The sequence below is a fragment of the Sphingomonas molluscorum genome (assembly GCF_039522995.1).
In the GTDB taxonomy this organism is placed as follows: Bacteria; Pseudomonadota; Alphaproteobacteria; order Sphingomonadales; family Sphingomonadaceae; genus Sphingomonas; species Sphingomonas molluscorum.
On record NZ_BAAAEL010000006.1, the window covers coordinates 40,548 to 53,202 of the forward strand.

Annotated in this window: 12 protein-coding genes; 5 read left to right on the forward strand and 7 right to left on the reverse strand. The window is 68.4% G+C overall.

Features of this window, described 5'->3' with window-relative positions; genetic code table 11:
• Positions 1-104 precede the first annotated feature (104 nt).
• Positions 105-758 (forward strand): peptidylprolyl isomerase, encoded by a 654-nt coding sequence (locus tag ABDZ92_RS08055; RefSeq protein WP_125962317.1) that lies wholly within the window; start codon positions 105-107, stop codon positions 756-758.
• Positions 759-764: 6 nt separating this feature from the next.
• On the opposite strand, the gene ABDZ92_RS08060 is transcribed toward ABDZ92_RS08055, so the two are convergent.
• The 5 genes from ABDZ92_RS08060 to ABDZ92_RS08080 form a co-directional block, all read right to left on the reverse strand.
• The gene (locus ABDZ92_RS08060) at positions 765-1,997 is read right to left on the reverse strand and encodes a cytochrome P450 (protein ID WP_125962318.1); all 1,233 of its coding nucleotides are present in this window, start codon (positions 1,995-1,997) and stop codon (positions 765-767) included.
• Between the two features lie 39 nt (positions 1,998-2,036).
• Entirely contained in the window at positions 2,037-2,870 is an 834-nt protein-coding gene (locus ABDZ92_RS08065; RefSeq protein ID WP_125962319.1) for an NYN domain-containing protein, read from the reverse strand.
• A 116-nt stretch (positions 2,871-2,986) separates the two neighbouring features.
• On the reverse strand, positions 2,987-3,226 hold the full coding sequence (locus tag ABDZ92_RS08070; RefSeq protein ID WP_125962320.1) for a hypothetical protein: 240 nt from the start codon (positions 3,224-3,226) through the stop codon (positions 2,987-2,989).
• Between the two features lie 50 nt (positions 3,227-3,276).
• A complete protein-coding gene (greB, locus tag ABDZ92_RS08075) occupies positions 3,277-3,759 on the reverse strand; it encodes a transcription elongation factor GreB (RefSeq protein WP_125962330.1) in 483 nt (160 codons plus the stop codon).
• An 11-nt stretch (positions 3,760-3,770) separates the two neighbouring features.
• Positions 3,771-5,819 carry a lytic transglycosylase domain-containing protein gene (locus tag ABDZ92_RS08080; RefSeq protein ID WP_125962321.1) on the reverse strand — a complete coding sequence of 683 codons (2,049 nt, stop codon included), beginning with the start codon at positions 5,817-5,819 and terminating at the stop codon, positions 3,771-3,773.
• A 66-nt stretch (positions 5,820-5,885) separates the two neighbouring features.
• Here ABDZ92_RS08080 and dapA point away from each other — a divergent pair, with 66 nt between their 5' ends.
• Both dapA and ABDZ92_RS08090 read left to right on the forward strand, forming a co-directional pair.
• On the forward strand, positions 5,886-6,770 hold the full coding sequence (gene dapA, locus ABDZ92_RS08085; protein ID WP_125962322.1) for a 4-hydroxy-tetrahydrodipicolinate synthase: 885 nt from the start codon (positions 5,886-5,888) through the stop codon (positions 6,768-6,770).
• Positions 6,771-6,876: 106 nt separating this feature from the next.
• Positions 6,877-7,320 (forward strand): PAS domain-containing protein, encoded by a 444-nt coding sequence (locus ABDZ92_RS08090; protein WP_206432268.1) that lies wholly within the window; start codon positions 6,877-6,879, stop codon positions 7,318-7,320.
• A gap of 9 nt (positions 7,321-7,329) precedes the next feature.
• Here ABDZ92_RS08090 and ABDZ92_RS08095 read toward each other — a convergent pair whose 3' ends face one another.
• A complete protein-coding gene (locus ABDZ92_RS08095; protein WP_164521354.1) occupies positions 7,330-9,177 on the reverse strand; it encodes a sensor domain-containing diguanylate cyclase in 1,848 nt (615 codons plus the stop codon).
• Positions 9,174-11,342, reverse strand: a complete 2,169-nt coding sequence (locus ABDZ92_RS08100) for an EAL domain-containing protein (RefSeq protein ID WP_164521355.1) — start codon at positions 11,340-11,342, stop codon at positions 9,174-9,176. The genes ABDZ92_RS08095 and ABDZ92_RS08100 overlap by 4 nt, the downstream gene beginning before the upstream one ends.
• 68 nt (positions 11,343-11,410) lie before the next feature.
• On the opposite strand from ABDZ92_RS08100, the gene ABDZ92_RS08105 reads away from it, so the two are divergent.
• Both ABDZ92_RS08105 and ABDZ92_RS08110 read left to right on the forward strand, forming a co-directional pair.
• Positions 11,411-11,947, forward strand: a complete 537-nt coding sequence (locus tag ABDZ92_RS08105; RefSeq protein ID WP_343762334.1) for a hypothetical protein — start codon at positions 11,411-11,413, stop codon at positions 11,945-11,947.
• Complete coding sequence (locus ABDZ92_RS08110) at positions 11,944-12,654, forward strand: cellulose synthase operon protein YhjQ/BcsQ (protein WP_125962327.1); 711 nt, start codon at positions 11,944-11,946, stop codon at positions 12,652-12,654. Before ABDZ92_RS08105 ends, ABDZ92_RS08110 begins: the two co-directional genes overlap by 4 nt.
• Position 12,655 lies beyond the last annotated feature (1 nt).

Sequence of the window (12,655 nt, forward strand, 5' to 3'; positions counted from 1 at the left end):
ACACGCGAAAGGGGCGGGCGGCCAGGTGCCACCCGCCCCTTTTGCTTGCCTGGCGGGCGCGGGCAGCGGGTCCCAAAGCCGGCGATCAGACGTTAGGGTGGTCTATGCGTTCGATTCTTGGCCTCGCTCTTGCCGCCCCGCTGCTCTTCCTCGCCACCCCCGCACTGCCGCAGGCGAAGCCGGCGCCCGGCACCATCCGCGTACGACTGGTGACTTCGGCCGGGCCCATCGTGCTCGCGCTGGACGGAAAACGCGCGCCGAAGACCACCACGAACTTCCTGAAATACGTCGACGATGGTCGGCTCGACGGCACGAAATTCTACCGTTCCGCCCCGCGCAAGGGCGATCCGAAGCAGGGCTTCATCCAGGGCGGGGTGGGGACCGACGCGCGGCGGACCTTGAGCCCGGTCGTGCTGGAGCCGACCGACAAGACCGGCATCCGGCATCTCGACGGTGTCGTGTCGATGGCGCACGCCGCCGACCCGAATTCGGCCACGGGCAACTTCTCGATCATGGTGGGGCCGAACCCGTCGCTCGACGCACGCGGCAGCTATCGCGGCTATGCAGCCTTCGGCCGCGTGGTGAGCGGCATGGACATCGTCCGCAAGATCCTGGCGCTGCCGACCTGCTGCGGACGCGAGGCGATGAAGGGGCAGATGATCGTCAAGCCGGTGCAGATCCTGCGGGCACAGCGCCTCGACGGGGTTCCCAAGCCCACGGGGTTGAGCAAGCCATGGCTGCTCAACATCCGCCGCTAGAGCCGTTCAGGCAAAGCTGAGGCGGACTTCGCTGCGCGGAAGCGTCGGGAAGCGGTCGTGGGGAATGGCCAGGTCCTGCGGTGGCAGACGGTACTCGGCGGCCAGGAGGAGCGGAACCAGCCGCCGCAGCAGCGCGAGGGTGATCCACTCGCCGGGGCAGCGGTGATCGTCCGCATGAGCGCCCGCGCCTTGCGGGATCAGGGCAAAGGCGCCGGGCTCCCGATCAAGGAAGCGTTCCGGTCGGAACGCCTCCGGTGCCTCCCACAGCCGGGGATCGTGGTTGGTGGCGTGCAGCCCCAGCATCACCCAGTCGCCCTGGCCGAACTCGTGGTCGCGGAACCGGAAGGGCGTCCGGACGCGGCCGCCGATGACAGGGAAGAAGGGGTAGAAGCGCCGCACCTCCTGCGCGAATGCCTGAAGCCGCGCGGGCTCCCGATCTGCCACAAAGGCTGCCGCGCCGGGCTCCTGGTGGAGCGCCAGGGTGGCGAAGCAGAGGAAGCGCGCCACGGCGACCGTCGGCCGCACGATGTTGAGCAGTTCGACGCCCGCGGTGCGCAGGTCCAGCAGTCCGCCGTCGAGATCGCGAAAGCCGGCAAGGCGCGCGATCGGCGTGTCCTCTCCCACCGTCCGCGTGCCGTCGCGCACCTGCGTCACGACCTCACGCGCCCAGCGCTCGGCGCGGCGGCGCAGCGCCAGGCCGCGCCACGCGCGCGTACCGACGCTGCCGGCACCGTCGATCATCGCCAGCATCTCGTGGGTGCGGCGGTCCAGCGCATCGTCCTCGATGGGCACGCCCAGCCAGTCACAGGCGGCACCGCACAGCAGGCGTCCGAACGCCTCGTGCATCTGCACCTCCTCCTGGTCGCGCCACTGCGGGAGTTCGGCATGCCAGCGGCGCTCGAACGCGTCCGCCAGCGCCTCGGCCGGATCACCGACCATCGTCGACAGGAACAGCTGCTTGCGATGGCGGTGGGCCGCGCCGTCCAGGGTCTGGACGCTGCCCTTGTCCTGTAGCTGCCGCAGCGTCGTCTGCGGCATGGCGCCGGCGCGGGTGAAGCTTTCCCCGTCGTAGAAGCGGCGCGCCGCCTCTTCTCCCATCATGCACACGACCGGGCGGAGCAGGATGCGCGCGCGGAACACATCGGTCCCGAGCGCGCGGCAGCGGTTGCCGATCCAATCATATCCTTCGGAAAAGAACGCGCGGGTGCTGTCGAGCGACGAGTCGTGGGGAAGCTCCATCCCGACAGAAGCGACCGAGCCGCCGGAGCGTTCCCCGGCTCAGCGCACCCGCTTCACGAACACGCCATTGTCCCGCCGCTCGACCTGGAAGTTCGGCACCTGCTCGATCAGGTCGGACAGGCGCGCAAAGCCGTAGTTGCGCGTATCGAAGCTCGAGCGGTTTCCGGCGCGCTGCCCCACTTCCGAAAGGCTGGCGAACTTCTGCGCGTCCTGCCGCGACTGGGCATAGGCATCCAGCAGCAGCTTCACGAGCGCGGCATCGACCTTGCGCTTCTGGTTGGCGGCCGCGGGCTCGGCGGCCGGCGGCTTTACTGCCGCGGTGCTGCTGGCCGCTGCCGGTTTGGCCGCGGTCCGCGTCCGCCCGATCGCGGGCGGCAGGATCAGTTCGGGCTCGGGCTCCGCCTCGCCTTGGAGTGCGCGGGCACGCGACACGTCGATGAAGCGGGTGCAGGATTCGCGGAATCCCTCCGGCGTGCGGTCGGTGCCGAAGCCATAGACCGGCACCCCCTCCTGGCGGATGCGCTGGGCCAGCGGCATGAAGTCGCTGTCGGAAGACATGATGCCAAAGCCCGTGATGCGCCCGCGGAACAGCAGGTCCATCGCGTCGATCGTCATCTTCATGTCGGTCGCGTTCTTGCCCTTCGTGACGTCGAACTGCTGGAAGGGTTCGATGCCATAGCGCAGTGTCAGGTCTGCCCAGCCCTTCAACGCCGGCTTGCGCCAGTTGCCGTAGATGCGCCGGACGTTGACCGTACCCAGCTCCGCCAGGATCGTGAGCACATAGTCCAGCGAGGCATGGGACGCGTTGTCCGCGTCGATCAGCAGCGCGACGTTGCCCGTAGGGGCGGTCGGGTGGGGCGGGGAGCGATCCATGGCCAATCCCTAGAACAGCCGGCGGCGGTTGGCGATGCGGCGACCGAAAACGGGCCCCCGCCGATGGCGAGGGCCCGTCCGCGCGACGAACTCGCTAACGGAGTAACGCTTGAGGTTCAGGCGTCGGGCGCACGCTGGTTGCGGCGCGCCTGGTCGTTATGGATCGCATCGTCCTTCTTGGGGCGGGTGATCGCCTCGGGATCGAGCGCCTCGGCCACCTCGTTCTGGCTCGCCACGTCGCGCTGCAGGTTGCCGCCGGCGCTGCTTGCGGTGGCGGGCGTGTCCTCGGCCTGGGCCGCGTCGATCACGGCGTTGTCGTCGTGGATGCGGGCACTCTCGGTGCGCGGGTTTTCCATGGTTGCTCTCCTTCGCCGCTATCAATCGACGAAGGGGCAGGGGCGTTCCGTCAGCCCGCCGGATAGGTGATGGCGATCACCTCATATTCGCGCTCGCCCGCCGGCAGCATCACGCGGCGCAGATCGCCCACCGCGGCGCCGCGCAAGGCGCGGGCGAGGGGGGCATTCCAGCCGATCCGGCCGCTGCCCGCTTCCGCCTCGTCGTCGCCGACCAGCGTCAGCACGCGCTGGTTGTCGTCCTCGTCCGCGATGGTGAGCGTCGCGCCGAACCAGGCGCGGCTGCGGTCCGGCTGCTGCGCGGGGTCGACGACCTTCGCTGCCTTCATCCGCTTTGCCAGCCAGCCGAGCCGCCGGTCGATTTCGCGCAATCGCTTGCGACCATAGATATAGTCGCCGTTCTCCGACCGGTCGCCGTTGCCGGCGGCCCAGGATATGGTCTCCACCAGCTGGGGCCGCTCGGTCGCGAACAGCGCGTCATATTCCGCCTTCAGCGCGGCATAGCCGGCCGGCGTGATGTAGTTCGGGCGATCCATCGGAAAGGAACTCAACCGGGCCGGTTCTTGCCCAGGTACCACGACAGGTTCGCCGGCCCGCGCGAGCGGGCGTGCTGCGGGTTCAGCAGGTCATAGACGACCGCATTCTCCAGCACGCGCTGCACATAGTTGCGGGTTTCGGTATAGGGGATCGATTCCACCCAATCGAGCGTGTCCACGGCACCCGTACGCGGATCGCCGAAGGCGCCAAGCCACTTGTTCACGTTGCCTGGCCCGGCATTGTACGCCGCCACCGCCAGCGGATAGCTGCCGCCGTAATAGTCGAGCATCCGCTGGAAATAGCTCGATCCCAGCTGGATGTTGTAGCCGGTGTCGCTGGTCAGCGAGCCGCTGTCGTAGCTCAGCCCCAGCTTGCTCGCCGCCTCGCGGGCGGTGCCCGGCATTAGCTGCATCAGTCCGCGCGCGCCGGCATGGCTTACCGCGGCGCGATCGAACTGGCTCTCCTGCCGCGCGATCGCGTGGATCATTGTGAAGTTGCTCTGCTGCGTCGCAGGCACCGGCACGGACGGATAGCCTGCCACCGTATAGTCGCTGTGGCCGTTCATCAGCGCGCTGCGCCCGACCATCACGCCCAAATCCGGCCGGCCGATCTTCTTGGAAAGTTCGGCCGCGAGCGCATGATCGGTGTCGCTGGTCGCGGCATTGGCGATCTGGCGCACGAACAGCGTCTGGTCCTGATAGGCGCCGGTGCGGCCTAGATACTGCACCGCCTGCACCACTTCGCGGCCATAGAATGCCTGGCGGGTCGCCGGATCCGGGGCAACCGCTGCCGTCGCGGAGGGCGCCCGCAAGGGCCGGCCCAGCCGCTCGAGCGCAAGCTGGCCATAGTAGACGTCGGACAGGGCCGCCGCGCTTTCGTACCAGCGGTTCGCGGTCGCCGTGTCACCCGCGGCTTCGGCTGCGCGTGCCGCCCAGTAGAACCCCTTGGCGCGGGTGGTGGGCGTACGCGATCCGTTGCCGTAGCGGCTGAACATGCCGACCGCGTCCGCCGGACGGCCGAGGTTCTTGAGCGCGATGCGCCCGGCGAGCCAGGCGAGGCTCGTATAGTCGTCACGCTCGCCATAGGGCTTGTCCGACACGTCGGTGCCGGCCGGATAGGCGTCGTCGATCTGACGCGCGATGTCGAACGCCACCGCATATTGCCGGTCGTTCGCCGCGCCGCTCGCGTTCGCGAGCAGCACTTCGTACCATTTCTCCACATTGCCCGGCAGCGCGGATAGCGTGCGCGGCTGGGCCAGATAGGCGCGCGCGGCGGGGCTTTGCCCGGAATTGCGCAGCCAGGTCGCGCGATCCGCGATGAAGCCCGGATCGTTGCGATCGGCGCCCACCACCATGCCGCCCAGCATCGACGCGTTCGTGCGGAAGGCGAGGCGGGCGCGGAAGAGCGCCTGCTTGGCGGGCGAGACATAGGGAAGCTCGCGCGCGGCCACGGTGGTCGAATTCGCCCACAGCAGCCGGTCCAGCCGCGCCTCGCGATCGGCCGGCGTCAGTGCGCTGGAGAAGACGCTGATCAGGCGCGCCTCGTCGGAGGGCCGCAGAACGCCGCTTCGCCAGGCAGCGCGGGCGGCCTCACGCGCCGCGTCGGCGCGGCCCATCGCCATCAGCGCCTCGGCATTGCGGAGGCGACCGGCCGCGGTCAGCGGCGGAAACCGCTCGAAGAACCGCACCGTGATCGACGGATCGCCCGCACCCGGCGCGGTTTCTGCTGCCGCGCGACGGCTCGTCTCGCCTGGCCAGCCCGGATGGGCGAGCAGGAAGCGCGCATAGTCGGTGAAGGGCAGGTTGTCCGACTGCTGCAGCCGCTTCCACTCGGCGAGCGGCGCCGCGATCGGATCGCTCGGCACCACCGGCTGCACCATTTGCTGGCTCGCCGGATATTGGCCGGGAAGCTGCTGCGGCACGGGCAGCGCCTGGCCGTAGAGGAACGAGGCGGCATGATGCTGGAGGGGGTCGGAGGCGACCGACGCGCCGGTCACGCCCGCCGCGAGCAACCCGCCCTTCAACATGTTCGAAAGCAAGGGGGTGAGCATGCTGGACATGATATGGAAGCCGGCCCTATGTCGCCAGCCAATTCTTCCCTTTTGTTGCTTGGAGCGTCCCTGCCCATGTTCTCCGGCTCGATCCCGGCCCTGGTCACCCCGTTCACGGACGGCGCGTTCGACGAGGCCGCCTTCCGCGCGCACATCGACTGGCAGATCGAGAGCGGCTCCACCGCCCTGGTGCCCTGCGGCACGACGGGGGAGGCGGCGACGATGACGATCGCGGAGCATAATCATGTGGTGCGCGTCTGCATCGATCAGGCCGCGGGCCGCGTGCCGGTGATCGCCGGTTGCGGATCGAACGACACGTCGGTGGCGCTGGAGCATGTGCGGGCGGCGAAGGGTGCGGGCGCGGCTGCGGCGCTGCTCGTGCCTCCCTATTACAACCGCCCCAACCAGGAGGGCGTGTTCCGCCATTTCGAGGTGCTGGCGCGCGACGGCGGGCTGCCGATCGTCCTCTACAATGTGCCGGGCCGCACCGTGACCGACATTGCCGTCGAGACGATGGCGCGAATCGTGACGGCCTTCCCGGATGTCGTCGTCGGGCTCAAGGATGCCACCGGCGCCATCCAGCGCGTCTCGGCGCAGCGTGCCGCCTGCGGCGCCGACTTCTGCCAGCTGTCGGGCAATGACGACATGGCGCTGGCGTTCATGGCGATGGGCGGACGCGGCTGCATCTCGGTCACCGCGAACGTGGCGCCGGCGCTCTGCGCGGAGTTCCAGGACGCGTGCCTGGCAGGGGATTATGGCCGTGCGCTCACGCTCCAGGACCAGCTCTATCCGCTGCACGCGGCGCTGTTCAGCGACGCGTCCCCGGGCCCGGTCAAGTACGCGCTCAATCGCCTGCGCCCCGGTTTCTCTGCCGAGATGCGCCTGCCGATGACGCCACCGTCGGAAGCGAGCCGCAACGCGGTCGACGCGGCATTGGCGCACGCCGGGCTCATTCAATAACGTCAGGGGCGGCACGACCCCGCTTTCGGATGCGCCGCCTGTAAGCTAATGTCCCCAGCGGGAAAGATGGTCATGAGGACGTCTTCTCTTTGGGGGGGCTGTGGTGATGCTCAGAATGCAGCGCGCGACGGCCTATGCGAACCGCATCGAGGCGGGTGAGCCCTTCGACACGCTCGACGACTGCGAAGACGCAATCCTGATTACGGAGGCGGCGCTTGCAGCGCCCGGCCCCCGCATCGTCTACGTCAATGCCGCGCTGGAGCGGCTGTGCGGTTATTCGCGCGAGGAGCTGCTGGGGAACACGCCTCGCCTGCTGCAGGGCTATGACACGGACCGGGAGGAACTGGCGCGGCTCCGGCGCGAGCTTGAGAGCCGGGGCCAGGCCGAAGGCGAAATCATGAATTATGACAAACGCCGCCAGGAGTATGTGCTCGGATGGACGATCGTACCCATCCGTGACTACGCGGGAGCGGTGCGCAACTGGCTTTCGCTCCAGATCGACGTGCTTCGGGAGAGCGCGGGCATGCGGGCGCAACCACCCGCCGCCTGAGCGGGCAGCCTATTCCGCCGCCTCTTCCACCCGCGGCGGCACCACTTCGATGCGGTCGCGGCCCAGCCGCTTGGCGCGGAACAGGGCCCGGTCCGCCTCTCCGATCAGTGTGTCCGTCGATCGTTCGTCGGCAGCGTTCCAGACGTCGATGCCGAACGACATGGTCACCGGCCCGAGGCGTTGTCCACGAAACTCGATCGTCATCTCACGCACGGCGCGGCGAAGCTCGTCCACGCGGCGGCAGATCAACTCCAGCGAGGCACCCGGGGCGATGACGGTGAACTCCTCGCCGCCATAGCGGCACACGATGTCGCCATGCCGGAAGTGCGCCTGGATCTGACCGGCAACCTCACGGAGCAGCGCATCGCCTGCCTCGTGGCCGTGCGTGTCGTTGAAGCGCTTGAAGTGATCCACGTCCGCCATGACGACGGCCAGCGGCGCGCCGGTTCGCTGGGCGCGCGCCGCCTCGATCTGCATCGCCTCTTCCAGGTACCTCCGGTTGAACAAGCGGGTGAGTGGATCGCGGATGGATTGTTCGCGAAGGCGCGCACGCAGGTTCTCGTTCACCAGTGCGAGCGCCACATTCTCCATCAGCAGTTCGAGGCGGAAGCGGTCCTCCGGGCTCGACAGCCCCTCCACGTAGATCAGGCCCAGGACCTCGCCGCCCGCAATGACCGGTTCGCACATCCGTTCGACGGGAACGCTTCCGCTGGCGTGCACGCAGACGATGTCGGCTCCCGGCCGCGCGACCTCGTGCGACTGGCCGCGCCGCAGCGCCCAGCACTGGTCCGGCAGGAAGGTCTCCGGGTTCGCGTAGGGCTCCCCCCAGGTCGAGATGCGGATGAGCAGGTTGTGCGAATGGTTGAGGACGTAGAGCGCGCCGGCCAGGTCCGGCAGGACCTGCGGCAGGAAACAGTCGAGCACGGTCGTGAGCTCGCCCTCGTCGCGGATCGCCTGCAGCCTGCGCGCCATCCCGCTCAGGAGCTCGATCGACTTCTGTCGCGTCTCCAGGGCCCGGCTTCGCTGGACCAGCTCGGCATTGGCACGGGCGAGCTGTGCCTCCGCCATGTTGGATTGCTCGATCGCGCTCGCCAGTTGCTCCGCCATGACATTGTGCGCGCGGGCAAGTTCGCGGAATTCGACACCGCCTGCCACTTTCGCGCGGGCATCCCGGTCCCCGCCACCGAAGCGGTTGACCGCGTCGAGCAGGTTCTCGAGCGGCCGGGTCATCCCCGTGCGGATCTGCCAGCCCAGCAGCAGGATCAACAGCGCGAGCAAGGGGCAGCCGACGAACAGGAGCACGCGGACGAGTTCGTAGCTCTGGTTCGCGTCTTCCGTCCGCTGGAGGAGAAGGCGCCGCTCGTCGTCCCGCATCGCCATGGTGATGGCGTTGATCTGCTGCATCAGCGATCGGCCGCGCTCCCGCGAGACGGGGTTCGCCGCCTGCGTCGCTCCAACTCGCCGGCCGCGCTGCACCGCCCGCGTCATGACCAGGGCCTTGTCGGTCGCGAGGCTGCGCAACGCCTCGGCCCGCTGCAACTGCTGTGGATTGTCTTGGACGAGCTCGATCACGGTATCGCGAAGCGTGGACGCACGGGCGATGTTGTCGTCGAAGTTCGCGAGGTACGAAGCGTCGTCGGTCAACAAATAGCCGCGAAGCCCGGACTCGGCCTGGCCGAGGTTGGCTTGCAGCGAATTCAGGCTGATGATGACCCGTTGCGAGTGCCCGACCCAGTCGAAGGCGGCGCGGGATTGGTAGCTGCTGTGAAGGAGAAGCCCGCCGAGCGACAGGGTGGCGATGGCGCAAAGGGCCATTACCGCATAGATGCGGGCGCTAAGGGAGGCGAGGATCTTCACGCGCGCACTCCGCTCAGTTGCAGCGGGCCTCGATGCCGCATCCATTCCTCGAACCGGGGCGCCGGCATGGGCCGGCCGAACAAATAGCCCTGGCCACTCCGGCAGCCGCTGGTACGTACCAGCTCCCATTGCGCCTCGTTCTCGATGCCCTCGGCCAGCACGTCGAGTCCGAGCCCGGCGCCAAGCGTCGCGATGGCTGCCACGATCAGGGCGTCCGGCCCGTCCGCCGTGATGTCCTTCACGAAGCTGCGATCCACCTTCAGCCGGTTCAGTGGGCAGGCCTTGAGCATGCTCAGTGCCGCATAGCCGGTGCCGAAATCATCGAACGCGACGCGGACCCCCTGCGCGTGCAACGCCATCAGCGCCTCGAGCGTGGCTGCGTCGTGGCGAAGCATGACCTTTTCGGTCACCTCCAGTTCCAGCGCGGTCGGGGCCAGTCCGGTCCGGTTGAGGATCGCGCGGACCTCGCCTGCCAGGTCCCGGCCGCGGAACTGAGCCTCGAACAGGTTGACGCTCATCCGAAACCGCGGCTCGCGCCGCCGCCACCCGACGGCCTGGGAGCAGGCGGTCTCCAGCACCCAGGTGCCGACTTCCGCCGCCAGCGGCCCGTGCTCGATCTGGTCCAGGAAATCGCCCGGCACCAGCAATCCGCGCTCCGGGTGGTTCCAGCGGATCAGGGCCTCGGCACCGATGAGGCTTCCGTCCGCGAGATCCACCTGGGGCTGATAGAACAGCTCGAACTCTCCCCGGGCCAGCGCCTGGGCCAGTGCCTCTCCGGCATCGCCTTCGTCCAGAGGCTCGTGCTTCAGGGCCTCTCCATACACGCGCCGGGTCCGTTTTCCGTCCCGCCGAGCGTCCTGGAGCGCGGCGCCGGCGGCTGCCATCAGACATTCGGCGTTGTCGGCATGCTTGGGGTAGCAGGCGATGCCCACCTGAGCGCGGAGGCGGAGGCGCTGCTTGCCGATCTCGAACGGCGCGATCAACGATCCAAGGATACGGTCCGCGACGACCAGCGCGGCGGAACGCGGCTCGCCCGGCTGCATCGGGCGCAGGACTGCGAACTCCTCTTCGTCCAGCCGCGTGACCGTGTCCCCTGGCGACACGCTGTCGAGGAGGCGGCGCGCAACCTTCTGCAGCGCGATGTCGCGGCTCCCCGGGGATGCCGTAGGCTCCAGCTGACGGAGCCCTGCCACGCCGACGCGCAGCAGATGGATCTGCTCGCCTCGCTCGAGGAACTCGGTGATCCGCTCCACCAGCACGGTTCGGTTCGGCAGGCCCGTAATGGGGTCCTGGTTCGCAGCATGCACGGCGAGGTCGTCGCTGCGCCGGCGCGACCCGATATCCCGCACCACGACGTCGTAGCCGGCTGGGCTTCCGCTGGAGGAGCTTGCGTGAACCAGCACCTCGACCGGGAACAACGTCCCGTTCGATCGCCGGGCATCCAGGTCCGTGGGCGTGTCGAGCAGCGATGCCATTCCCGCCCCGTCGCGGAGGGAGGGGAGGAAATCGACCAGCTGGGATCCCGTCGCTTCGGGCGCGGCAACACCGAACAGGCGCGCTGCCGCCTCGTTCCAGAAGGTTATCCGGCCCTGTGCATCGGTACAGGCGACCGCCTCCGAAGAAGCGGCGGCGGCAGGGCGAAAACGGGCAGGACCAGCGGCGCGCGCATGCGCCAGCCGCAGTTCCTCCATCCTCTCGGCGGCTCGAAGTCCCAACGCCCGCAGCGCCTGGCGATCCCGTGCCGAAAAGCCGCCGCGCGGACGCTGGTCGATCACGCACAAGGTGCCGACGATGTGGCCCGACGGGGCGCGAAGGGGGGCGCCTGCATAGAAGCGGACATAGGGCGGGCCGACCACGAGCGGGTTGTCGGTGAAGCGCGGGTCGAGCTTGGCATCGAGCACGACCAGCAGGTCGTCGCTTTCCAGTGCGTGCGAGCAGAAGGAAACGTCGCGCGGAGTGCCGCCTTGCTCCAGGCCCAGGCGGGCGACGAACAACTGGTCGGCTTCCCGCACCAGCGTGACAAGTGCGACGGGAGCCTCGAAGCGGCGCGCTGCTGCGCCTGCGATCTCCTGAAGGCGCGGATCCGCCTTTGGATCGCTCAGGCCATATTCTGCAACCGCAGCCAGCCGGGCGCCTTCGTCTGCACTAATCTTCGCTCGTCTCACACGCACACCTCACCAGGTGGCTCCGTCGTTAAACCGGAATAGTTAAAAACTGCGAACACCGTTCTAAAATGGGTCGACTGCACCCGGGTTCCTTCTGGCCCAAGTCCACACGGAGCCTCTACGGTGAAGAAATCGATCTGCCAGTGGCGAAACGGGGGCGCCGCCGCTATGCAATATGCTTCGTTAACTATCTTGCCGTAGGTGTCGAGCTGAACAAGGGGACAGCCATGCGGCAGGACGCGAAAACGCTGCTCGATCGTCTCGATCGGCATTATCTCGAATATCAGGACTTCACGGCGGTGGCCGAGGAGATCGAGCTGTGGCCGCTTTTTCAGACGCTGCTGCGCGATCCGCGGATTGTGGGAAACCGCGAGCAATCCGTGCCGGCGTCGGGCTCTGCTGCTGCGGATGGTACGCTGCCGTCCGCTCAGGAGGTGGCACCTGCCGCGCCTCGGTCTCCTTCCGCAGAGGCGGAGGCCCGGCCGGCCGCCGGTCTGTTCGGCCGATATGGGCGCGCCGCAGCACCTGCCCCCAAGGTTCCCGAGCCGGCCCGTGGGCCGGATCTCCGCAACTTCCTTCACGATCTCGGGAAAGGCCGCGCATGACCATGATCCTGATGCGCTCGCCCAAGGGCGGCGTGGGCACGACCTTCCTGACGGCCCGACTGGCGATCGCGCTCGCGGGGCGGGGGCATGATGTTTCTGCGGTGGACTGCACCACTCAGGAAGCGCTCAAGCTCTATTTCGGCCTGTCGCCCGCCCAGACGCTGGAGATGCTGGATGCCGAGGCGACGCCCGACGCGATTGCCGGCGTCGAGCTGTTCCAGGCGTATCCCGAGCAGAACGTGGAGCACGTGGCGGACCAGCTGCTCGCCCGCTGCGCCAAGGGAAAGGTCTGCCTCGTCGACCTCGGTACGGCGGCCGCGCAGCTGCGCGACCGTCTGCTGCCGCATGCCGCGCTGGAGATCTGCACGCTGGCGCCTTCACCGCTGGCGCTGGCTTCGCTAACCAAGGTCGATGCCCTTACCTCGGTTCTGTCGCTCACGCGTACGGCCTTCGTCCTCAACCAGATGGACGACCGCCGCCGCCTGTCGAACGACATTCACAAGCTGGTGCGCACGCTGCTGGGGGACCAGCTGCTCGGCACGGTGCGGCGCGACGAGGCGGTGATGGAGGCCCTGGCCGCCATGAAGCCGCTCGCCACCTTCGCCCCGGCCAGTGCGGCCCTGACGGATGTCGAACGGCTGACGGAGACGGTGATCGCACGATGCGGCCTCACGCCGGCCGGACGCTTGCAGGACGCTGCCGCGTGAG